This is a genomic window from Methanothrix thermoacetophila PT, from assembly GCF_000014945.1.
Classification (GTDB): Archaea; Halobacteriota; Methanosarcinia; order Methanotrichales; family Methanotrichaceae; genus Methanothrix_B; species Methanothrix_B thermoacetophila.
Window position 1 is genome coordinate 232,449 of sequence record NC_008553.1, and the last position, 21,776, is coordinate 254,224.

The window sequence follows — 21,776 nt, forward strand, 5'->3', positions numbered from 1 at the left end:
GCAAGTCACAGCATCTGCTTCTCAGATCGCATGCGTCTCACATCGGGTTGTGGGGATCGATTCGCCGAGTGGCATATTAGGAATCATCAGACAATGTAGAATACCTCATGATCCTGCAAAATCCACACGCTCAGATCTCAAGTGAACGAGTGCACTGTCCTATGAGTATAGCCGCAGCAAAAACTTAGATCGCCCCCAGGCCACGTTGCCAATGCCCGCGGTATCACCAACGTTACCTCAGGCTGCCAGGGCAGCTGTTCTAGCTCAGCACCGAAGAAACAAAATAACACGATTATAATAGATAAAATTCATCCAAAAAGTCTATAAGCCAGTATTAGCAATATAAAAAATAGGTGTTAGATATGTTCGGAAAAAGATATATATGCGGTTGCTGTGGCGCTGAGATCGATGTGAAGAGGACGAAGAAGGTTGACCTCGGGAAGGGCTGGGTGGAGTGCCTTCCGCCTGCTGGCAGAGACTGGAGGGCTCCGACAGCGAAAAAGGAGCTGTCAGATGGAAATGTGTACTACATCGATGTTCTGAACAACCTCCATAAGAGGGAGGAGTTCATAGAGCTCTTCGGGGTGGATCCTGAGAGGGCGATAAAGTACATGCGCGAACACATAATGCTGAGCAGCAGGAGGAATGATGGAAATAAATGACGCAAGAAAGAATTCGTGACAATTACATACCCATCTGATAGAAATGTGAATAGATATAAAACATAAGTTATATATACATGAGACCAGAACAGAACTAATATAGTGTGGGTGATGTGATAATGATTAAAAAGCTCATCTGTCATCACTGCGGTTCTGTGAACCTCCTCGACACACAGCAGCTTGAGCAGGATGTCACCGACAGCGAGGACTGGCTTGAGTGCTCTGAGCCGGATGATTTTCAGTGGAGGCTGCCAGCAGGAAAGATTACCCCTGTGATAGGAGACCCGATATACATCACCGGTGGGGGGATGCGGCTGACCAGAGGGCAGTACATAGAGCAGTACGGGATAGATCCTGAGATAGCGCTGACCATGATGAGAGGTATGGGCAGAGCTGTGAGGGCGACCATTAATACCGCTGCTGAGATCGGCAAGACAGACTCCAGGGTTCCGGGATCGATAAGAAAGCTCATGGAGAAGCTCAGCAAGACCAAAGGGGATCTGTGAGGACGCTAGTGCATCCTCTCAGCACCCGCAGATCGCTGTGGCCCGATCGCTGGAGATCCAGACCGGGCTTGGCATTCCGTGAGCGTCGGCTAATCCTCACAACTTTTGGTCTCACATAGCTGTGCCGCAGCAGAATGAAATAACAAGAATGAATCGCACCGGTGATCCAACGACGGCTGCTGGGTGCAAGTGAATGGCACATAGGAACAGAAGCACAGAACCTGGAAGTAAAAAGTGATGAAAAGGGCTCTCACTTCTTGAATGCGGACTCGAGCGGCGGGATGACCTGCTTCTTTCTTGAGAGCACCTTCTCCTTGTAGATGGAGTTGTTGGTGACCTTTCCGCCGAATGCCTTCTCGAACCCCTCTTTTGCGGCAGCTGTGCCGACGAAGAGCAGATCCGATGCCTCCTTGATGACATCTGTGAGCATCAGAACAATCATATCCAGCTTCTCGGACTCCAGGGCCTTTCTCATCTCCGCAAGGATCTCCTCGCGCTTCGGAGCGAGGTCCGCGAGATCCATGACCTCTATCTGGCCGACGCCTGCCTTGACCCCACTGAAGTCGAACTTCTTGAAGTCGCCAAAGAGTATGTCCTTCGCCGTCTTCGACTTTATATCGCTCTTCGCCTTGAGCATCTCCATCCCGAACTTCTGCGGGTCCTCTCCGCAGATCTTCGAGAGCTTCTCAACTGTTGCCTTGTCCTTGTCAGTGCATGTGGGTGACTTGAATAGAACCGTATCGCTCAGAATCGCGGCCATCATCAGGCCAGCCATCTCCTTCGATATCGCGACCCCGTTCAGCTCATACATGCTGGCGATGATCGTTCCAGTCGCGCCCACAGGCTCGTTGTGGAAGAATATCGGTTTGCCAGTCTGTATGTCCCCTATCTTGTGGTGGTCGATGATCTCCAGGATGTCGGCCTTCATGATGTTATCCACAGCCTGGCCGACCTCGTTATGATCGACCAGGATCACCTTCTTATCGGTCGCGTCATTCAGCACAACAGGTGGAGCTATCTTGAAGTACTCAAGCACGTACTTCGTCTCGTTATTGATCTCACCTGCAGCTGCGGGGACGACATCCTTCATTCCAAGCTGGTTCTTCAGATTCGCGTATGTTATCGCAGAGGTCACGGAATCCGTATCCGGACTCTTATGCCCGACCACATAGATATTATCTGCCAAACCCAACACCTCGGGGCTGTTGATAGATGGACTGCATGGCGAAGAGAATCACAGGACATATCACTGCCCGAGATGCATCATAAACACAGATGCATCAGCTCAATGGGTGCGCGATCTCTTCCCTCCCAGCAGTCGTCTTACAAGCAACCGTAAGACAAAATAATCAGTAAAGAATCATAATATTTAACGGTTATCGGCCATGCATGTAAACCCTGCGAGGATAAGAGCGATTCGCAGAGGCGATGCTCGCGGGCCTCTGATCTACTAGATGAGCCGCGACCAGCGCACAGAGATAACTGGGCGCTGCTGTACTCCCTCGGGATGGCCTGGAGGCTGAACGCGTCCCTGGCAGTTGTCTTCTGCCTGGCGCCACAGTTCCCAGGCGCAGGAGATCGCTCTTACAGATTCATGCTTGATGGACTGAGAGAGCTCGAGCAGCGCCTCTCCAGCCTTGGTATCGCGTTCATATTCACACATGGAGATCCTGGCAATGTGATACCTGAGATCATCGATGATTCCGGAGCGGGAATGCTGATAGCAGACTTCAGCCCCCTAAGGATCGCGAACCTGGAAGTCGATGGTCGCAGATCGTATAGAAATACCGTTTCACGAGGTGAACGTGCACAACATAGTCCCTTTAGTCCCTTGCTGGATCGCGTCGCATAAACAGCAGTGGTCTGCCCGCACATTCAGGTTGAAGATCAAAAAGCATCTCGCAGAGTTCCTGGAGGAGTTTCCGGATCCCACCCCATCGCTCAGACCGTGGAGGGAGGGCGTGGAGAACAGGTGGAGGAATACTGAGATCAGAATCTTTAGGGCAGGAGGATCCGCTCTGGCGAGCGAGCCGCAGCGGAGCAGTTCAAGCGTTTCATTTCAGTGTGCCTGGACAGGTACGCAGATCAGCGCAACGACCCGACAAAAGACGCTCAGTCCGGCCTCTCTCCTTATCTCCACTTCGGCCAGATCTCTGCTCAGATGACAGCCCTGAGGATAATGGCTCTCAGCGGGAATCATACAGAGTTTCTCGATGAGCTGATCGTGCGCAGGGAGCTCTCCGACAACTTCTGCTATTACAACGAACACTATGACTCCATGGAGGAATGCCTGAATGGGCGCGCAGGACTTTAGAGGAACACAGCCATGACAGTCGCGATTACATATATTCGCATGACGAGCTTGAGGGTGCGAGGACGCACGACGACCTGTGGAATGCAGCCCAGCTTGAGATGCTTTTGAGGGGAAAGATGCATGGATATCTCAGAATGTACTGGGCGAAGATGATAATGGAGTGGTCGGAATCTCCAGAGGATGCACTCAGGATAGCTATAAGCCTAAACGACAGATACGAGCTTGACGGCCGTGACCCGAACGGCTATACCGGATGCGGATGGTGCATCGGAGGCCTGCACGACCGGCCATTCAAAGAGAGGCCGGTTTTCGGAAACATGAGCTGCGAGGGGATGCGAAGAAAGTTTGATGTCCAAAATACATTAATCACATCTTCCGGATGGCTGATCAGTAGATCTCCTCGAGATCGTTTATCTGCTCGAACGCCTCGTACAGCTCGCTTCTGGCCCTGTCCTTCCGCTCGCGCTCCTCCTGGATGGCCCACTTCGCCTTCTCGTACAGCTCCACCAGGCCCGGCGCCCTCTCAAGTGATAGCACGGAGAGCACCCGTGGCTCGCCCTTCTTTATCACTATGCCCTTGAAGACGTGGCCTATGGTCTCCGTCAGAGACTCGATCTCCTTTGTGATCTCATCAACATTCAGATATTCTCTGGAGCCCTGTATCACTATCATGGCCCTGCCAGCCTCTCCCGCGTCTACGTTGGCAGGATAGAGAAGACCCACCTCGCGAAGGCTGTTCTTTATCGCTGCTCTGATCGACGGACTCTTCTTGTCCGCCTGGTAGTATCCCAGCGTGCCCATCCGCAGGCCACCGTTCATCACGGTCTTGAAGTCGCCGAGGTCTGTGACGGATAGCATCTCGCTGTCCAGAGCCTCGATGAGAAACAGGAGCCTCTGGGCGACCATTGTGTTGATCCTGTCATACGCGGATGCGATATCTCCGCTGAAACGCTTGAGGTACTGGTTGTCCACGAGTATCATGCCGTCTGCCTCGACCTCAATCATCTCTCTGAGACAGAATGCGGCGTTCTGCAGGTATATCGTGCCCTCCTCCCGGAAGGGAAGTACAGCGATTGGCACTATAGTGGCATTCTTGTACCTTTTCTTGAGCTCATGGATCATGAGAGGAGAGAATGACGATCCCGTGCCTCCGGAGACAGAGGTCATTACGAATATCAGATCAAAATCACCCCGCTTCTCTATCTCCTCCAGGATCATCTCCTGGTTTTCCCAGAAGCCCTGCTTACCCTTGCTTCTGTTCGCGCCAACACCATGGAGGTTCGGCACGTGAAGCCTGTCCTTCGCGGCGGTGAACTTGAGCTCCTTGAGATCGTTTATGGCGGTGTTTATGGCGATGGTCTCAACCCGGCTTGGAAACCTCTGCTTGGAGTAGTACTTCGCCAACCTGGAGCCACCAAAGGCCTGCCTGTTCACGGCATCCAGAATCCGGTTACCGCACTGACCTACACCCAACATGAGTACATTTAACATGATCTCGAACCCGTCCTTGGGCTTTTACATCTACGGATTTTCATCTCAGCAGCACCATTCATATGATTACTATAACTGTTAGTATTTATATTCCTTGTATCTTTTGTACACCCATAACCCCACTATCATCAATGGTAGAACGAGTAGGTAATACAGATATTTATACTCTTGTTCGATCACGCGTACATTCGCAGCTGTCTTGGTGATTGACATAGCGTCTCCGCTGCGGTAGCTTACGGTCAGGGAGATGGTGTAGTTACCGCTTCTCTCCCCCCGCATCTCGCCGGTGTAAATCTTTGCACTCCCAGGGGGTATCTCAGGAATCAGCTGATCCAGGCCAGTGCATCTGAGCCCTTCTGGCGGCTTTACCTCAGAGCTCACCTCCACCATCGTTGCAGTCGCCTGCCCGGTATTCTCTATGCGTACCTCTATCGGGGCTGTCTCTCCGGATGTGACATTTGTGACGTTTATCCTCGCAACGAGATTCGGCCTCTTTGGGGGCGCCACTATTATCTCAAGAGGCTCTGTCGTGTTCGTCTTGATCCTGTCCTTCGCGTCCCTGTACCTGACCTCTATCTGGGGGACCTTGACGAGGCCCTCCTTTACGGCGCGCATGACATAGACCGCGGAATCGGTCTCTCCAGGACCGAGCTCGCTCTTTATCTTTGGCGGATATCCTGCTATGTATGCGAACTCAGCCAGCGGCGGTATGTCGTAGACCTCTATATTTCTGGCAGCCTCGGTCCCGATGTTTTTCACTGTTACTGTCACCTTCACCTCATCGCCGTAGTTCACGGTGGTCTTATCGAAGCTCTTCTCCACCACCAGATTCGGAGCTGCCCTTGGCTCGCGCCTCTCAGCCACCCTCTTCCTGGGCGTGCCCAGGCTCTCTCTGTACTCGACCCTGAGCTTGGCCGACTCCTCATCGAATATGTCTGTTATTGTGAGGGTCAGGCCCCCCTCCTCCGCGCCTCCGTTGAAGCTGTTCGGGCTGCCCTCTATCACAACCCTCTGCTCTTCGAACTTGCTGCCCTGGGTGACGCGGAGCACCACAAGCCCGTCCTTGAGGGACTGTATGTCCACCAGCTCGGCCCTGTAATCGCCGATCTCCACACGGTCTCCGATGCTCATGGTGAACTCCTGGAATCTCACGCCCTGATCCTCATTATCCCCTATTGCCAGGGACACATACGCTGCGAGAAGGAGAAGCAGAAAGATATATCGCATAAAAGCTCACCGCTTTTTCATCTATTGCGGACCTCCATGCTGAAGTCCATCCACCTCGCGCCTCGTGTAAGTGCACCCATCGATATCACATCCACACCTGTCGATGCGTACGCCTCGAGGTTGCCGGGATTTATTCCTCCTGAGGCCTCCAGTATGACTCCCGATCTTACACCCATCTCCTCGAGCATCGCGACCCCCCTCTTTATCTCCTCAGGGTTCATGTTGTCGAACATTATTATATCGGCTCCGAGCTCTGCGGCTCTGATCATTGTATCCAGATCCTCCACCTCGACCTCGATCATCTTGGTGAAGCTGGCGCGTTTCCTCGCCTCTTTTATCGCATCCTCCAGGCCCATTATCGCTATGTGGTTGTCCTTTATCATGACAGCGCCCGAGAGGTTGAACCTGTGTGTGTCCCCTCCTCCTATCAGGACAGCCTTCTTCTCGAAGTACCTGAATCCTGGCGTGGTCTTTCTCGTGCATGCCACCCTCACCTTCTGTGCCCTGAGCACGCATTCCCTTGTCAGGGTCGCTATGCCACTCATCCTCCCGAGGATGTTCAGAGCCACCCTCTCGCCCCTCAGTATGTTCCGCGCGCTGCCCTGTATGGACATGACCTCAGCCCCGGCAGTCGCATACTCTCCATCATCGAATAAGGGCTCCGAATTGACATCAAGGTATTCAAAGAGCTCCGAGACCTCCTCGAGGCCAGCAAGTATACAATCTTCCTTTGAGATTATCGCCGCATCAACATTCAGGTCTGGAACTATGCTAGTGGAATCATCCCACTCTCCGAGATCCTCTTCAAGAAATCTCTCAATATGAGACCGTAGCATACCGCAAAGGCTTTGATCTCCAATTGATTTATAGCCTTTGATGCCCATAAAAGTTGGCCTTGTAGGCTGCGGAGCCATTGGATTTGAGATCGCATCTGCGATAGATCGTGGAGATGTCAATGCAGATCTTGCAGCTGTCTTTGACAGGAACCCAAAGAACATGAACAGGCTCATCGAGGCCATGAGGAATAAGCCAGAGGTCGTGGAGCTAGAGGAGCTCGCGGAACTCTCAGATATCGTGGTCGAGGCCGCATCTCAGGCTGCAGTTCCCCAGGTCGCAGAGGCTGCACTCAAGCGCGGGAAGGATATCATGATCATGTCCGTGGGCGCGCTCATGGACAGAGAGCTTTACAGAAGGATATGCTCGATGGCCGAGTCGAGTGGGGGGAGGGTGTACATACCCTCAGGTGCAATAACCGGTCTCGATGGGCTCAAGTCCGCATCAGTTGGTCGTTTGAAAAGGGTGGTTCTCACCAGCACAAAGCCGCCTGCCAGCCTTGAGGGTGCGCCGTATGTGGTCGAGAAGAATATGGATCTCAGATCATTCAGAGAGCCGACTTTGATCTATGAGGGGCCTGCCTCAGAGGCCGTCAGGGCGTTCCCTGCAAATGTCAATGTCGCAGCGACCCTGAGCCTCACATACGGGCAGGATGCATGGGTAAGGATAGTGGTGGATCCAAAAGCTACAGTAAATGTCCATGAAGTAGTTGCAGAGGGAGATTTCGGCAGGATGGTGACCAGGGTTGAGAACGTCCCATCCCCAAGGAATCCCCGGACGAGTTATCTCGCCGCCCTCTCAGCGATAGCGACTCTGAGAAACGCGACGCTGAACGTCAGGATCGGGACTTAATGGAGGATGCATGAGCAACCCCGATGCGCTTCTTCTGATGGGGTGCCCTGAGGTACCGGTACAGATGAGCCTTGTGCTCTACCTCTCAGGGGCGCTCAGGGATAAAGGATTGAAGGTATTCATCGCTGGAAATCCCGCAGCGCTCAACCTCGCGAGGGTCGCAGACAGGAAGAGATGCTATCTGGGAAGGTTGATAGAGCTCGAGAGAACCATCGCAGATATTGTTGAGGGAAGAAGATCATTCGGCATCTGCTTCGCCTTCGCTCACAACGATGCGGGGATCACATACGCCGCCACTGTCAGGGCGCTTCTTCCAGAGGCAAGGTTCTTCGTGATAATCTTCGGCAGGAATGCAGAGGAGCTTGCCGGCACAGTTGATTTCGATGCAGAGAAGATCGCGGAGAGGGCAGTCCACAACCCTCTCGGGCTGAAGAAAAAGATCGACGAGGTTCTGACATGGGCTGTATAGAGATGCTCAAACCCCAGATTCTGCTGCGGGGGATATCGTTCAGAGAGGCCAGGGAGTACATAGAGTCGAGCTGCGACGAGTGCTATCACTTCCAGCCAGGGTTCAGGCTGTTCGGCGAATATATAATCGGAGCTCCGCCGATAGCGGTTGGCATCATGAAGGATGGGAGCATAGTCTTCCCCTACACAAAGCCATGCCATGGCACTTTTGTGTTGAAGCACAGGGACGAGGCTGAGGCTGAGCGGGTCAGAAAGCTTGGAAGGGAGGAGGTCATGAGATCCCTGAAGAGGCGTTGACGTCAGCCACAGCAGTTCGGCTATGTCCTCTGCACACCTCTTCTGTCACATGAGTCGTTTTGAGCTGGCCGGGCTCACCATATGAGGTCTCTATCACATTAGCTTCGAAAATTTTATTCAGATCATTGGCATCTTGTATATCATGTCCGACAGAAAACCAAAGGTGGCGTGGGGGATAACCGGAAGCGGTGACAGGCTCCCGGAGATTGTGGACATGATGAAGAACGTGCAGGAGATGTACAGGGATGCTGTGGATATCAGGGTCTACATATCAAGGGCTGGGGACCAGGTTGTCAAGTACTACAAGCTCTTCAACGAGCTGGAGGCAAGCTTCGACAAGATATGGGTGGAGGCGAATGCGAACGCGCCGTTCCTGGCCGGACAGCTGCAGCTCGGAAAGTTTGCTTTCCTCATCATAGCACCTGCAACATCCAACACCGTCGCCAAGATCTCCCTTCGTCTGGCCGACACACTCCTGACCAATGCTGCGATAATGGCGCAGAAGGCATATGTACCGTTGTACATAATGCCATCCGACTACGAAGAGGGTGTCACCATCACAAAGCTGCCTGACGGAAGGGATCTGAAGCTGAGAATCCGGCGTGAGGACGTGGAGCACGTGAGGCGCCTGGAGGCAATGGATGGGACATTTGTTCTGAGGGGAGTCGATGAGATTCCTGGGGTATTCGAGAAGCATTTCGGCAGACCGTGACTGTTTAGTTCTGCCATAAAGATGCAAGAGCTCCCAGGCTCAGCGCGAGGAGCATCTCCAGAGAGCCGAAACCTGGAGCAGCATTCACCTTTTTTGCCTCATCTGCATCTTCATAGCTGGCATTCCTGAGAACCCCTGTCGGGCTTGCAAGAATGCCCTCTATCACATCCAGGACAACCAGGTCTCGATCTCCTCCGGCGTAGATGTTGATGACCTGGAGATCCATGCGTTTTACTCCATAGAAAACAAAATGATCCCCAATGCCCAGCACGGATGATGCGACCGGTGAGCCACTGGTGTAAAGCGATAGCCACACCCTGCCGGCCTGTGGGTCCACATCCTCCACCACAAGCGTCAGGTTCCCGGCGAACTGGAGAGATTCTCCGGTGGTCAGCATGACGGTCACACCGCCGGATCCCGTATGCATGCACGCGCACAAAATAATCGCAAGCTGTATTGCTCTCAAGGGCGACCTCATACCAGCTCTCCCCTGCCATGTGCAGATCTATGTGTGAATAGGTGTGCAGACACCAAATCAATCTCCTGCATAAGCGAATACATTCTGACAGCGGGTCTCAGGCCCATCTCACCTCGACCTCATCTGTCCTGTAATTAGGCCTGACGCCTGAGCTCTCAATCGGCGTGCTCACGCCGCTCTTGAGCATCACCAGCCCTGTATATGCTATCATCGATCCGTTATCGCCCATGAAACGCCTTTCAGGGAGATAAAATCTCGCGCCGCGCTCCTCACACATCAGCCTAAGCATCTCTCCGAGCCGCCGGTTCGCCCCGACTCCACCGACAAGCATTGCCTCCTTCTTCTCAGCATGTGCCATCGCGCGCTCTGTGACCTCGACGAGCATCGCGAATGCGGTCTCCTGGAGGCTGTAGCAGACGTCCTCCAGATCGTATCTCCTGGCGGCCTCTGCTGCAGCGGTCGCAAGCCCTGAGAAGGAGAAGTCCATTCCCTTGACGGTGTAGGGAAGCGGTATGTATTCCTTTGCATTCCTGGCGAGCTCCTCTATCCGCGGCCCTCCAGGGTGCGGAAGACCGACTGAGCGTGCGAACTTGTCAAGCATGTTCCCGACGCTGATGTCCAGGGTCTCGCCAAAGATCCTGTAGCGACCGCGCCTGAGGGCGAGAACCTGGGAGTTTCCGCCGCTCACGTAGAGCACCGCAGGATCCCTGGCTCCGGTCTTCCATTTCCCAATCTCGATATGAGCTATGCAGTGGTTCACGCCGACGAGAGGGACATTGAGCTTCAAAGCGAGAACCCTGGCCGCAGTCGCGACCGTCCTCAGGCACGGCCCGAGTCCGGGCCCCTGAGAGAACGCGACTCCGTCGATCTTTATTCCGAGATCTCTGGCGCCCTGGATCACCTCTCTCAGCAGCGGGCCGATGTGCTCTGAGTGGTGCTGCGCCGCCTCTCTTGGGTGAATACCTCCCCTTGCAGGCGTGTATGTTGCAGCCCTCTCTATGATCACATCATCCTCATTCACGATCGCTGCACTGAGATTCCAGGCAGTGCCCTCAATACCAAGGACGTACATGGCACACCACATTTCCTTTGAAAGAGATGATCTCACGCTCTGATGTTATCTTTATGACCACCGCGCCCTTCATGCGCAGGGCCTCCCATGCTATTCACATACTTTGACAAATGGTTTGTACTGCAAATCATGCTGTGAGAACTCATAGGTAGTCGAGACCTATATCCTTTCGGTACCGCATCCCGTTGAACCTTATTCTCCTTATGTTGTCGTATGCCTTCGATCTCGCCTCTGCAAGCGACGATCCCTTTGCGACCAGTGTCAGGACCCTTCCTCCGGTTGTGTAGATCTTTCCGGAATCACCAAATGCTGTGCCGTTGTGATACACCAGAACATCTGGATCAACCTTATCGAGGCCCCTTATCGGGATATTGGTATAGTGTGCTCCGGGATAGCCTGGCCGCTCCTCAGATCCGCTGGAGACAGGCTTGACAACCCGACCGCTGACAGCGCATACTCCAAGGTGATACTCAGGGTTCCACTCCAGCTCGATCTCGTTGAGCCTCTGGTCGAGAACAGCGCGCGACAGCCTGTACATATCCGTTCTGAGCCTGGGTAAGATCACCTCTGCCTCAGGATCCCCCAGACGGACGTTGATCTCCAGGACGTATGGCTCCCGCTCGCCATCGCGCTCCATGATCATCAGGCCGAAGTAGATGAAGCCCCTGTACCTTAGACCCATATCGTAGATCCTCCGCATCGTCGGCCTAGCTATCCTAGACATGATCGTCTCTCTGAGATCATCATCCAGCCAGGGATGCGGTGAGAAGCCACCCATGCCCCCGGTGTTCGGGTTGTTCTCGAGGTTCGGATTGCCTGAGAGCCTGTTGAAGAGCCTTATCGCTGTGATCTCATCGGGCGCGAAGGCCTGCTTGTAGTCCATCGCCGACTCGAGCGGAAGTATGTTTTTGCCATCCGCGATGGCAAAGAACATCAGCTCCCTCCCCTCAAGCCTCCTCTCGATCTCGATCCTGTTTCCAGCATCCCCGAAGATCCTGGGCTCGACCATGATCCTCTCGACCGTGGAGAGGGCCTCATCTCTTGAGGAACATACCACAGAGCCCTTGCCTGCTGCGAGCCCGTCCGCTTTTATTACAAGGTTCTCCCCGGGGTGGGTATCATAGAACTGATCGACGAACTCCTTTGCCTCATCAGGATCATCGAAATTCCTGTAAGGCGGCACCGGCACCCCTATCTCGCTCAGCAGATCCTTCGTCCAGCATTTGGATCCCTCCAGCAGGGCAGCCCGCCTCTCCGGCCCGACGATATCAAGGCCGCGCTCCTCAAAAGCGTCTACTATTCCCGCCGAGAGATACCCCTCTGGGCCCACGAATGTGAGATCGATTCTGTTCCTCTCCGCGAATGATAACATTTCATCGATGCTCTTGATCTGGGCGCCATCTGCCTGGGAGCATTTCTGCAGGAGACTGCTCCCCGCATTTCCCGGAGCCACGAAGACCTTCTCAACAGAAGGGCTCCTTGAAAAGGCGTGGGCTATCGCATTGCCCCTTCCCCCTGCATCGACAACAAGAATCCTTGCGCCAGCCATCTATACCCAACTCGATCGGGAAAGGCGTGCAGATAATATTTATAAGCCATCCCCCAATCATGCCACAGATCAGGCGACTCTGAGCGCCGCGAAATCATGTAAAACCTCACGCTCAGAAATTGTGCCACTATGGTGGTGTTGTATTTGCAGACTCAGGAGAGGCTGTTGGAGATAATACGCGACAGAAATGTCGAGTTCATAAGGCTGCAGTTTACTGATATTCAGGGCATAGTTAAAAACGTCGCGATTCCTGTAACGCAGCTCGGGAAGGCGTTCAAGACCGGCATATCGTTCGATGGATCCTCGATCGAGGGCTTCGCGAGGATCCAGGAATCTGATATGGTACTGAAGCCGGATCTGGACACCTTCTGCATACTGCCCTGGAGATCGATGGGCGGGACGAACGAGGCCAGGCTCATATGTGATGTTTACACCTCTAAAGGAGTTCCCTTCGAAGGTGATCCCAGGTATGTTCTGAAGAGAAATCTCGAGGTCGCCGCGAAGATGGGCTACACGATGAACGTCGGCCCGGAGCTAGAGTTCTTCCTTTTTGAGAGGGAGAACGGATCCGGCACAAAGCCACATGACTTCGGCGGCTATTTCGACCTCGGCCCCGTGGATCTGGCGGAGGATGTAAAGAGGGAGATCGTTCGGGTGCTCATAGAGATGGGGTTCACCGTGGAGGCTGCGCATCACGAGGTTGCAAGGGGCCAGCATGAGATAGACTTTGTTTATGATGAGGCTCTCCGCAACGCCGACAAGGTCGTCACATTCAAGTACGTCACAAAGACGATCGCGCTGAAGAACAATCTGCGCGCGACGTTCATGCCCAAGCCGATATATGGCCAGGCCGGATCCGGGATGCACGTCAACATATCTCTCTTCAGAAAGGGGGAGAACACGTTCTTCGATCCAGAGAGGCCGTACAATCTCAGCGACGTGGGGCGGTACTTCGTGGGAGGACTGCTCGAGCATGCTCCGGCCATAACTGCAGTCGCAAATCCACTGATAAACTCGTACAAACGTCTTGTCTCCGGATTTGAAGCACCAGTATACATCAGCTGGTCCGGTCCGAACAGATCCTCCCTCATAAGAGTTCCTGCGGCGCGGGGCCTCTCGACCCGCATAGAGTTCAGGTCTCCAGATCCGTCATGCAATCCGTATCTGGCGTTTGCGGCAATACTTGCAGCCGGTCTGGATGGAATACGGAAAGGCATAGACCCAGGAGAGCCGCTTGATCTCAACCTGTATGGGCTATCACAGGCTGAGCTGGACCAGCTCGGGGTCAGAATGCTGCCGTCAAACCTGCATGAGGCGCTTGTCGCGCTCGAGGAGGATAAAGTAATAAGAGATGCACTGGGCGAGCATGTCGTCAACAACCTGCTCAGGCTCGGAAAACTCGAGTGGAGGAACTACAACACATATGTCCATCAGTGGGAGATCGATCGGTACATCAACATAATCTGAGCCCAGCCGCACCCTTTTCCGGGGCGGACAGCTCAGCCCTCTCAGAACGTATCCTCGATCCATCTTTTTATATCATCACGCACGCGCCTGAAAGCGTTAATCCCACCACCCGCTGGATCCGGGAAGGCTCTGTGCATGTGAACTCCTGGAATGTAGGGACACGAATCCGCGGCATCACAGAGTGTTACGATTGTATCGAAATGGATATCCCTCATGCTATCAAGCCCTTTCGATCGCTGCTCTGATATATCAATGCCGATCTCTGCCATCGCGCTCACAGCGTTCGGATCCACCTCTGTGGGCTCGATGCCTGCGCTGTACGCCTCATAATTATCTCCTTTGAGCGCCCTGAGAAGGGCCTCTGCCATCTGGGATCTGGCGGAGTTGTGGACGCAAACGAAAAGCACCCTCTTCTTCATGAGAGATTGTGTGGAGAACACACTGTTAAACACCTTCCGGCATGAGGTAATGTACTCATGATCTCCAATAAAAGAACGATGCGATAACAAATCTCCTGTCAGCCGCTGTCTCCGCGTAATGTACTCGTATCAAAATCTCCAAGAAAGCGTTTAGGTCGCGTACCCAGATTACTGAATAGCGCTAACGGGTGAAGCAATGGGTGTTTGGCGTCAAATAAGTCCCTTGCATTCGATTCTAGTGATGATTTTCAGTAAAGCGAGTACGCGACCAGCGTTTATTGCCGATCGATAAGTTCTGCAGCTCCATGCCCCAGATCAGCTGCAACCAGTTCATAAGAGCCTCTTCTGCACCCATCCGTTTATCTTCAGGTACGGTATCGCCTTCCTCTTGATGCCGAGCCTGATGAGATCTGATGGACTCTCTATCCTCTCCCTCCTCCTGTATGAGATGATCCTGCGTGCGCTCTCCGGCCCTATGCCAGGCACTCGTATCAGGCTCTGAAAATCGGCCTCATTCACATCGAGTGGCAGGTCGAGCGATTCTCCGGCCAGAATGACCTTTGGATCCTGATTGATGAGAAATCCATAATCGTCGAAGACATTTTTGATCTGCTCGGGGGAGAGTCTGTAGACCCTATAAAGCCAGTCGAGCTGGTATAGCCTGCTCTCACGCCATCTCAGCTGCGGTTGTTTTCCTTCAAAGATCGTCCCTTTGATAGGGACAAATGCGCTGTAATAGACCCTGCTCACCCCAATCTCCCTGTACTCCTTTACAACCCTCTGGAATATTTCGAGGTCTGTCTCACCTGCTGCGCCGACCACAAGCTGTGTCGTCTGGGAGCCTCTGGAGCGTCTCGCCAGGATGTCACGTATGTACATCTGCCTGTCCAGTATGTCCCTTTCGTAATCCTTCGTCGGGCTGAGCTCATGCATCACATCCATCGATGGTGCCTCGATGTTGATGCTCACCCTGTCAGCGAGCTCCACAGCCTCTTCTATCAGGTGCCTGGATGTCCCAGGGAGAATCTTGAGGTGGATGTATCCTGAGAACCCGTGCCTCTCCCTGAGAATCCGCACAGTCTCGAGCATCTCCTCCATCGTGGAATCCTCATCCCTGCCCGCGCCGGAGCTCAGGAAGAGGCCGTCAATGAGCCCTTCTCTTCTCAGACTGCTCACTATATTGGAAAGCTCCTCTGGAGTGTAGGAGCATCCATTTGATGTCCCTGCATTGGGGCAGTAGCCACATTGATGATAGCACTCGTTGGTGAAGAGAGTCTTGAAGAGGCGCACATGGCAGCCATTGCGTCCTGAGGCACTGTAGATCAGCGAGTCATCATTCCGTCTGTGGCAGCACCTGTCGTATCTGGTGCTTCTGCTGAGCGCCTGAACCTTAATATCAACGTCCTCGAGATCGAAGCTCGCACCACGTGCCAGGATCGACCGTTCCATCGTGCCGTTCTTCTACCCTCACAGTAAATACCATCTGCCCATGCGGGGCGAAAGTGATCTCGGGTGTATCCGAGTTTACCATAAAAGCACGACACTCAGCGTCAACCCCCTTGATCCATTTTGGAGAGAGCATCTCGAACGCTTTCATCTTTTGGCACGCCTTTTTATTGCATATGGAGTTTCTGTGCAGATTTGCAGCGCACTGACAGGGCCCAATAATTGGTGGGATCAGAGTACCTGGATCCCGAATGATTCCATCAGGACATCATGGTTCAGCCTTCCGCTCACGATAGTTGTCCTAGATATCAGCTCGTTCATCACGACCCTCGCTGGAGCGAAGATATTGTGGTCGACCTTGAAGAAGTCGAAGCCTGCTGCTTTGAATGCACTGTAAAACGGCACGCCATAGTCCCTGGAAGCAGATGATGGCATCTTTCTCACATAATCTTTGAGCTCCTCTAGGTTCTCATACTCAATTGTGTAATACGTATCGCCGCCGTAGATTATGGCATCGTTGGACGCGCCCATGCACATCGTGGCGTCGCCGGCCACCGGCGCGATCGGAGCCACGCCCCAGCCGCTTTTTATCTTTGTTATATCGAAACCCATGGTGAAGAGCTTGTGCATACCTGTCTCGACAATCCTGGCAGATACCTGGACCATGCCCGCCACAGAGTCGGTCGGAGCCACAGCGATTCTCAGGTCAGATGGCTCTATTCCGCACATCTCAGCTATTCGAGCAGCCACAGCCGCATCTGGAATCCTGCTCGCCTCCAGAACAATTGCCCCGACATCCGAGTATTCATCAAACCCGATCCTCTCGTAAAGATCCTTCGTCTTCCGGGCAAGAGCCCTCGCAGGTCCGCTGCCCATCGCGAAGTACTTGTCGACCTTGATCTGCCACATCGCGCACTGCGACCCCATGCAAGATATCGCGGGATGGTCTGTGGTGACCTGTATTCCCGGGACTGATATGCCTTTGAGACCGTACGGCACGATCTGGATGTCGGCCAGGTCTGCCATGCATATCCTGCTGATGAATATGCCTGCCCAGAGGCCGCCGGGCGCCTTAACGCCAGCATCTATAACAACCGCGCCGTTCTCCAGCTCTATCACATCGACTCTGAGATCATCGGCCAGATCGAGCATCTCCTCGAAGACCTCAAAGCCCATCTCGTTTATGCTCATCAAACATGATCACCTTTCCCGAGCGAGGAGTGCGAGATTGGATATAAACAAATCGTCCAGATCTGCATGGGAGGACCACGAAGATTCCCCGTCTTCAGGCCTGCGACGAGTCGTGCTTCTCATTTCCATGAATTCATTCTGTGTTATTTGAGCTGACCACTCTCCCCTGGAGGATTCGATCCGCGAGCCTGGAGAGCGGAAGGCTCTGCAGGTAAACCCTCCCAGGCCCTTTGAGCCTCGCCAGGAAAATTCCCTCACCGCCGAAGAGCGCGTTTCTTATTCCGCCTACAAAACGTATATCGTAATCCACGTCTCTCGAGAAGGCGACGAGGCATCCTGTATCAACATTTATCACCTCTTCCTCCTGGAGATCTCTAGTGATCAGAGCACCTCCGGCATGGATGAACACCATACCCCTGCCCCTCAGTCTTTGAAGGACAAAACCCTCGCCACCGAAGAAGCCCGCACCAAGACGCTTTGTGAATGCCAACTCAATCTCCACACCGCTCTCCCCGCAGAGGAAGGCTCCCCTCTGGCATAGAAGCTGTCCTCCAAACTCATCAAGATTGAGTGGCAGTATCTTTCCCGGAAAGGGCGCGGAGAACGCCATCCTTTTCATATCATCAGATCGGTTGGTAAAGCTCGTTATGAACAAACCCTCCCCTGCCACTGCTCTCTTCAACCCCTTTATGATGCCTCCTGTGGACGCGCTCATATCTATCTCATCATCCATGAAGAGCATCGCGCCCGCCTCTGATCTTATGCTCTCACCCGGAGCCATCTGGACCTCCAGGACCTGGAGATCATCTCCAAGAATGGTGTATCTAAGACTCATTCCAAAACCCCATGTAATGCACTGCTCTCTGGACCATTGGATATCTCTCTTCCCACGGCCGAACGGATGGTTTCCACATGCTGTTCGCTTATCTCCAAATTCAACATCTCCTCTAGATTCCGTCCCTCGCCTCGAGGAACGCGCGTATCACCTCGGCCACAGACCATGCCTGTGATATGCATCCGCCAGGCCTGTGCGGCGGATCGCCATCGTACACCTCTGCGATGGTTCCAATGCCGTAGCGGCGCTCCTCGAGGAGAGGTCTGAGGAGAGAGATCGCGTGCATCCTGCTCCTCTTGCTGTACCTGCTCGCTCGGAGGTAAGCGGTGATGTACGGCCCGATCAGCCACGGCCAGACGGTGCCCTGATGGTATGCCTGATCCCTCTCTCTGGGGGAGCCCTCGTAGCGCCCGATGTAGGCCGGATCTCTGGGAGATAAGGTTCTGAGACCATAGGGGGTGAGAAGCTCCTCAGTCGCATTTCTCACAACCGCACGCGTCCGTTCCAGCGATAAAAGCCCGTGGGAGAACGCGACAGCTACGACCTGATTCGGTCTCACCGACCCATCATATGGATCTATTGTATCGTAAAGATAACCCGCAGGGTTCCAGAACCGCCTGAATGAGCGCCTGACGCGTTCTGCCAGGCCGTGCCACCTCCACTCCAGGCCTGCGGCTTCGCTGAGCTCCTCCAGAGACCTCAAGGCCTCGTACCAGAGCGCATTCACTTCGACGCACTTTCCAGCCCTGGGAGTAACGCACCGGCCATCAACTCGCGCGTCCATCCAGGTCGCGCCCTCTGAGGATGATATGAGACAATCGGAGTCCATGTATCCCACAGGCGTCATGGTGGTGTAGCATTCGATGATGCCCATCAGCGTGGGCCAGAGCTCTCTGATAAAAGATGAATCCGAGGAGAACCTGTGGTACTCACACACAGCTCTTATGAAGAGCAGTGACGCATCCACCGTGTTGTAAGAGCCTGCCCCCAGATCGTTTGGAATCAGGCCATCCTGCATCTGTTCTGAGAATGTTCTGAGCACCGCTCTGGCATCATCAAACCTGCCAGTGCAGAGGAGAAGACCAGGAAGGGCGATCATGGCATCCCTCCCCCAGTCGTCGAACCAGTGGTACCCAGCGATGATGCTCATGCCGCTGCCGCGACGGACCAGAAAGCTATCTGCAGCGATAGCGAGCGACCTCATCTCCTCAGGAAGTGTGGAAAGGAGTTTGCTCTGTCTTTTCAGCTCATCCGTTAATACCGAGTCGTCTGCATCAACCATCCTCGTGGATGCGGTAATGCAGAGATCCAGCTCGTTCTCCACATCAGCCTCAAACCACCCCGGGCAGAGGAGGTCTTCCACCCAGCCCAGCCCGCGCACCCTCTCGATCTCATACTCAAAGTTGTGGTACCAGACCTCGTTTCTCACGTACCTCGCGCGGTCTGAGAAAAGGTGGAGATTGCATCTCGATCTAAGAAGGGTGCCCCTCTCCATAATCTCCTGGCGTATCTCTGGCCTGCCCGAAACAGCATGGAAGCACCTCGATGTGACAAGGGGCATGATCCTGATATGAGAATCTCCAGAGATGTGGTACTTCACAACAGTCGTGTTCTCCCCATGGACCATGAAGATCTGCTTTACGACCTCGATACCGTTCGCTCTGTATAGATATGTGGGCACAGGCTCTGCAGTGAATGATTCAAGATACATGAACCCTCGTGGGTGCACCACACCTGGATACTGATGGTTTGCCAGCTCGATACCGTTAACGGTCTCATCAAGAGAGGAGAGCAGAAGCCATCTGTCCACCGGCGGACTGAGCGATGCTATCAGAAGGCCGTGATACGCCCTGGTGTTTGCACCAATGGATGTGGACGATGCATATCCTCCAATTCCATTTGTCACAATCCATTCCCTGGATATCCCATCACTGTAGGGAATCATTTCTTCACCCTCTGAAGATGTCACTTCGCCATCATCACGATTTTTTTGCAGACCTCTTCATTCTCCTGTTGAGTGCATCCAGCAGAGCACCCCTGAGATCCTCGCCCTTCAGCTTTGATGCTTTTCTCAGTGCTCTGGCAAGGCGCTCGTCACCTAGGCTCTGGGATGCCCATGTGGCGAAGCTTCCGAGCGATGCGTGATGCTCCAGAGTATCCGTATCCGCTCTGCTGAGCATATTCACCATTCCCTGTGTGCTCCAGGCGGTTCCGATCTCTGCGCCATCCTTTGTGGAGAGCACGAATGGATGATCTGCCATGTCCAGGATCTCTGACAGGCGACGGTGAAGGTCTGAGAGGACGCTGAAGTATGTAACAGCAGCATCATACGGATTCCCGTAGGGGCTGAAGTAGCTGTGCACCTCCCCCGGGCCGCCGCCATGTGTGAATATGTAGTAGAGGTGATCGCTCAGGCTGAGGAGCCTCCATATTCTGAGCGTATCCTCTCCGGCCTCCCGCGACGGTCCCTGGAGATTCTGGAGGTATGTGTAACAGGCCCACTGGAGGGCGTTCCCGAGCCAGCAGCTTGTGTCCCTCTCCAGATCCGCCCATGATCTGGCGCTCCTGACGCTCACGGTGCGCGAGGGCTCCACTCTCTCAACGATCTCAGCTGGCGTGGAGAATCTCAGATTCTTCCATTTCAGGATCTCTCCGGGAAGGCATCTCAGAAACTCGAATATCCCCGTCTCAGGCCAGTGGTGCTCCCCAAAGGTCTCGTAGTCCATGAAGAGGTTTATGCATCTCCCAGGGGTTGCTGCGAGCCATGCTGCATACTTGTCCGCTGTGAGCGGGAACTCCTCCCAGTTCCTCGATGAGAACCTGAACCCTATGTCATCGGTGAGCTGGTAATTCCTGAGAAGCAGTGAGATGCTCCTACACCCTTCAGGCCTGTAAACGTGATTCGGATCAGCAATGACGCCCTCTGCGAATATCCCCCTGTAGCCCATATCCTCAGCCATCGCCGCGATCTCATCATTGTAGATCAGCTCTGTGTTCTCGAATATTGTGGGCTTAACGCCAAAGATGTCCCACATGAGTTCTCTGTGCATCCTCACCTGCTCGCGAAACTCCTTTCTGTCGAAGAGGCTTGTGAGTGAATGATAGTACGTCTGGTCGAGTATCTCCACATTGCCGGTATCCACCATCTCTATGAAAGTATCCAGTACATCCGGTCTGTACCTTCTGCACTGCTCCACGAACACACCTGAGAGGCTGTATGCGACCTTGAACGGGCGATCTGTATCAGAGAAACGTTTTATGAGCTCCAGCATGATCCTGTTCGCGGGAAGGTAGCACTTCTCTGCCACCCTCTCGAATACGTTGCGATTCTCTATATCATCAAAGTAGAAATCATGATGCGGCCTGGTCCTCCGGAAGATGCTGCCTGACCAAAAGAATTCCTTTTTGAGCCTGAATGGCTGATGGACTTCGAAGCTGATGGAGATATCTGTCATATGCTCGAACATCTGTTGTTTATGAATATACTGCTTTGCCCATGGATCTACCACAGTCTGTGGGATCTAAAGAGAGGGAGGCGCCGTCCTGGAAATAGGATGTCAGATCCTCAATCTCATGTGCAGGCGTGTCAACTACTCCGGCCTGAAGACTGGAGCTCGTCCAAATCTCCCGCCTGCTCCAAATGCGCCGGCGTTCACGAATGTCAACTACTCCGGCCTGAAGACTGGAGCTTGTCTCTGGCGCCGTGCAGATAATTCAACATGCTTCTACTTGGCTTCGGCTCCAGAGATGCTGCACCCTAAGTCGAACAGCCTCGCGAATCTCCAGGATCGAGGGGGTTCCGAAGGAAAGGGCACCGGGTCACAAAATTCTGTGAAAATATAACAATAACTGAGCTGCGAATTTCTCAGTTCTCGTAATTATAAACAGTACAGGCAACACGAAGAAAAACTTAAATTCGGGCTTAATCAACATAACGCGGCATTTATTACCAATTT

General features: G+C 53.6%; 22 protein-coding genes. 9 read left to right on the forward strand and 13 right to left on the reverse strand.

All coding sequences use genetic code 11. The features are described from left to right. Positions 1-362 precede the first annotated feature (362 nt). Positions 363-662 (forward strand): hypothetical protein, encoded by a 300-nt coding sequence (locus tag MTHE_RS01195; protein ID WP_011695431.1) that lies wholly within the window; start codon positions 363-365, stop codon positions 660-662. Positions 663-781: 119 nt separating this feature from the next. Then, a complete protein-coding gene (locus MTHE_RS01200; RefSeq protein WP_011695432.1) occupies positions 782-1,168 on the forward strand; it encodes a hypothetical protein in 387 nt (128 codons plus the stop codon). Positions 1,169-1,418: 250 nt separating this feature from the next. Here the strand turns inward: MTHE_RS01200 and MTHE_RS01205 are convergent, their stop codons facing one another. Beyond that, positions 1,419-2,354, reverse strand: a complete 936-nt coding sequence (locus MTHE_RS01205) for a manganese-dependent inorganic pyrophosphatase (RefSeq protein ID WP_011695433.1) — start codon at positions 2,352-2,354, stop codon at positions 1,419-1,421. A 321-nt stretch (positions 2,355-2,675) separates the two neighbouring features. Here MTHE_RS01205 and MTHE_RS09160 point away from each other — a divergent pair, with 321 nt between their 5' ends. Together MTHE_RS09160 and MTHE_RS09165 are read left to right on the forward strand one after the other, a co-directional pair. Beyond that, positions 2,676-3,020, forward strand: a complete 345-nt coding sequence (locus MTHE_RS09160) for a deoxyribodipyrimidine photo-lyase (RefSeq protein ID WP_011695434.1) — start codon at positions 2,676-2,678, stop codon at positions 3,018-3,020. Positions 3,021-3,230: 210 nt separating this feature from the next. Next, entirely contained in the window at positions 3,231-3,482 is a 252-nt protein-coding gene (locus tag MTHE_RS09165; RefSeq protein WP_235619471.1) for a hypothetical protein, read from the forward strand. 387 nt (positions 3,483-3,869) lie between these two features. Here the strand turns inward: MTHE_RS09165 and MTHE_RS01215 are convergent, their stop codons facing one another. From MTHE_RS01215 to nadC, 3 genes are all read right to left on the reverse strand, one after another. Continuing rightward, entirely contained in the window at positions 3,870-4,973 is a 1,104-nt protein-coding gene (locus tag MTHE_RS01215; RefSeq protein ID WP_011695435.1) for an FtsZ/tubulin family protein, read from the reverse strand. Positions 4,974-5,051: 78 nt separating this feature from the next. Further along, a complete protein-coding gene (locus MTHE_RS01220; protein WP_011695436.1) occupies positions 5,052-6,200 on the reverse strand; it encodes a COG1361 S-layer family protein in 1,149 nt (382 codons plus the stop codon). A gap of 17 nt (positions 6,201-6,217) precedes the next feature. Further along, complete coding sequence (gene nadC / locus MTHE_RS01225) at positions 6,218-7,036, reverse strand: carboxylating nicotinate-nucleotide diphosphorylase (protein WP_011695437.1); 819 nt, start codon at positions 7,034-7,036, stop codon at positions 6,218-6,220. A 40-nt stretch (positions 7,037-7,076) separates the two neighbouring features. Between nadC and MTHE_RS01230 the strand changes: the two genes are divergently transcribed. The 4 genes from MTHE_RS01230 (at position 7,077) to afpA (ending at position 9,363) form a co-directional block, all read left to right on the forward strand. Further along, entirely contained in the window at positions 7,077-7,886 is an 810-nt protein-coding gene (locus MTHE_RS01230) for an aspartate dehydrogenase (protein WP_011695438.1), read from the forward strand. Between the two features lie 10 nt (positions 7,887-7,896). Beyond that, positions 7,897-8,355, forward strand: coding sequence for a DUF1890 domain-containing protein (locus MTHE_RS01235; RefSeq protein WP_011695439.1), 459 nt, complete (start codon positions 7,897-7,899; stop codon positions 8,353-8,355). Continuing rightward, the gene (locus tag MTHE_RS01240) at positions 8,343-8,651 is read left to right on the forward strand and encodes a DUF1894 domain-containing protein (protein ID WP_011695440.1); all 309 of its coding nucleotides are present in this window, start codon (positions 8,343-8,345) and stop codon (positions 8,649-8,651) included. Before MTHE_RS01235 ends, MTHE_RS01240 begins: the two co-directional genes overlap by 13 nt. 142 nt (positions 8,652-8,793) lie before the next feature. Continuing rightward, complete coding sequence (afpA, locus tag MTHE_RS01245; protein ID WP_011695441.1) at positions 8,794-9,363, forward strand: archaeoflavoprotein AfpA; 570 nt, start codon at positions 8,794-8,796, stop codon at positions 9,361-9,363. Positions 9,364-9,367: 4 nt separating this feature from the next. Here afpA and MTHE_RS01250 read toward each other — a convergent pair whose 3' ends face one another. The 3 genes from MTHE_RS01250 to purD all read right to left on the reverse strand — a co-directional run bounded on the left by MTHE_RS01250 (position 9,368) and on the right by purD (position 12,462). Further along, complete coding sequence (locus MTHE_RS01250) at positions 9,368-9,829, reverse strand: hypothetical protein (RefSeq protein WP_175265665.1); 462 nt, start codon at positions 9,827-9,829, stop codon at positions 9,368-9,370. A gap of 109 nt (positions 9,830-9,938) precedes the next feature. After that, the gene (locus MTHE_RS01255; protein ID WP_011695443.1) at positions 9,939-10,913 is read right to left on the reverse strand and encodes a bifunctional N(6)-L-threonylcarbamoyladenine synthase/serine/threonine protein kinase; all 975 of its coding nucleotides are present in this window, start codon (positions 10,911-10,913) and stop codon (positions 9,939-9,941) included. Positions 10,914-11,055: 142 nt separating this feature from the next. Beyond that, positions 11,056-12,462, reverse strand: a complete 1,407-nt coding sequence (gene purD, locus MTHE_RS01260; protein ID WP_011695444.1) for a phosphoribosylamine--glycine ligase — start codon at positions 12,460-12,462, stop codon at positions 11,056-11,058. A gap of 129 nt (positions 12,463-12,591) precedes the next feature. Between purD and MTHE_RS01265 the strand changes: the two genes are divergently transcribed. Continuing rightward, complete coding sequence (locus MTHE_RS01265) at positions 12,592-13,929, forward strand: glutamine synthetase family protein (RefSeq protein WP_175265666.1); 1,338 nt, start codon at positions 12,592-12,594, stop codon at positions 13,927-13,929. 41 nt (positions 13,930-13,970) lie between these two features. Here MTHE_RS01265 and MTHE_RS01270 read toward each other — a convergent pair whose 3' ends face one another. From MTHE_RS01270 to MTHE_RS01295, 6 genes are all read right to left on the reverse strand, one after another. Then, positions 13,971-14,348, reverse strand: coding sequence for an arsenate reductase ArsC (locus MTHE_RS01270; protein ID WP_175265667.1), 378 nt, complete (start codon positions 14,346-14,348; stop codon positions 13,971-13,973). A gap of 330 nt (positions 14,349-14,678) precedes the next feature. Further along, positions 14,679-15,797 carry a radical SAM protein gene (locus MTHE_RS01275; RefSeq protein ID WP_011695447.1) on the reverse strand — a complete coding sequence of 373 codons (1,119 nt, stop codon included), beginning with the start codon at positions 15,795-15,797 and terminating at the stop codon, positions 14,679-14,681. 228 nt (positions 15,798-16,025) lie between these two features. Beyond that, positions 16,026-16,988, reverse strand: a complete 963-nt coding sequence (gene mch / locus MTHE_RS01280; protein ID WP_175265668.1) for a methenyltetrahydromethanopterin cyclohydrolase — start codon at positions 16,986-16,988, stop codon at positions 16,026-16,028. Between the two features lie 130 nt (positions 16,989-17,118). Continuing rightward, complete coding sequence (locus tag MTHE_RS01285; protein ID WP_011695449.1) at positions 17,119-17,820, reverse strand: TIGR00266 family protein; 702 nt, start codon at positions 17,818-17,820, stop codon at positions 17,119-17,121. 112 nt (positions 17,821-17,932) lie between these two features. After that, positions 17,933-19,765 (reverse strand): amylo-alpha-1,6-glucosidase, encoded by a 1,833-nt coding sequence (locus MTHE_RS01290; protein WP_011695450.1) that lies wholly within the window; start codon positions 19,763-19,765, stop codon positions 17,933-17,935. 34 nt (positions 19,766-19,799) lie between these two features. Beyond that, entirely contained in the window at positions 19,800-21,275 is a 1,476-nt protein-coding gene (locus MTHE_RS01295) for a glycoside hydrolase family 57 protein (protein ID WP_175265669.1), read from the reverse strand. Positions 21,276-21,776: the final 501 nt, after the last annotated feature.

Bases quoted from the DNA above. Each gene is read 5' to 3' on its own strand.
- nadC (WP_011695437.1), bottom strand. From the start codon at position 7,036: ATGCTACGGTCTCATATTGAGAGATTTCTTGAAGAGGATCTCGGAGAG.
- MTHE_RS01270 (WP_175265667.1), bottom strand. From the start codon at position 14,348: ATGAAGAAGAGGGTGCTTTTCGTTTGCGTCCACAACTCCGCCAGATCC.
- MTHE_RS01200 (WP_011695432.1), top strand. From the start codon at position 782: ATGATTAAAAAGCTCATCTGTCATCACTGCGGTTCTGTGAACCTCCTC.
- MTHE_RS01285 (WP_011695449.1), bottom strand. From the start codon at position 17,820: ATGAGTCTTAGATACACCATTCTTGGAGATGATCTCCAGGTCCTGGAG.
- MTHE_RS01265 (WP_175265666.1), top strand. From the start codon at position 12,592: ATGGTGGTGTTGTATTTGCAGACTCAGGAGAGGCTGTTGGAGATAATA.
- MTHE_RS01295 (WP_175265669.1), bottom strand. From the start codon at position 21,275: ATGACAGATATCTCCATCAGCTTCGAAGTCCATCAGCCATTCAGGCTC.
- purD (WP_011695444.1), bottom strand. From the start codon at position 12,462: ATGGCTGGCGCAAGGATTCTTGTTGTCGATGCAGGGGGAAGGGGCAAT.
- MTHE_RS01220 (WP_011695436.1), bottom strand. From the start codon at position 6,200: ATGCGATATATCTTTCTGCTTCTCCTTCTCGCAGCGTATGTGTCCCTG.
- MTHE_RS01195 (WP_011695431.1), top strand. From the start codon at position 363: ATGTTCGGAAAAAGATATATATGCGGTTGCTGTGGCGCTGAGATCGAT.
- MTHE_RS01275 (WP_011695447.1), bottom strand. From the start codon at position 15,797: ATGGAACGGTCGATCCTGGCACGTGGTGCGAGCTTCGATCTCGAGGAC.
- MTHE_RS01230 (WP_011695438.1), top strand. From the start codon at position 7,077: ATGCCCATAAAAGTTGGCCTTGTAGGCTGCGGAGCCATTGGATTTGAG.
- afpA (WP_011695441.1), top strand. From the start codon at position 8,794: ATGTCCGACAGAAAACCAAAGGTGGCGTGGGGGATAACCGGAAGCGGT.
- MTHE_RS01215 (WP_011695435.1), bottom strand. From the start codon at position 4,973: ATGTTAAATGTACTCATGTTGGGTGTAGGTCAGTGCGGTAACCGGATT.
- MTHE_RS01255 (WP_011695443.1), bottom strand. From the start codon at position 10,913: ATGTACGTCCTTGGTATTGAGGGCACTGCCTGGAATCTCAGTGCAGCG.
- MTHE_RS01240 (WP_011695440.1), top strand. From the start codon at position 8,343: ATGGGCTGTATAGAGATGCTCAAACCCCAGATTCTGCTGCGGGGGATA.
- MTHE_RS01235 (WP_011695439.1), top strand. From the start codon at position 7,897: ATGAGCAACCCCGATGCGCTTCTTCTGATGGGGTGCCCTGAGGTACCG.
- MTHE_RS09160 (WP_011695434.1), top strand. From the start codon at position 2,676: ATGGCCTGGAGGCTGAACGCGTCCCTGGCAGTTGTCTTCTGCCTGGCG.
- MTHE_RS01290 (WP_011695450.1), bottom strand. From the start codon at position 19,765: ATGATTCCCTACAGTGATGGGATATCCAGGGAATGGATTGTGACAAAT.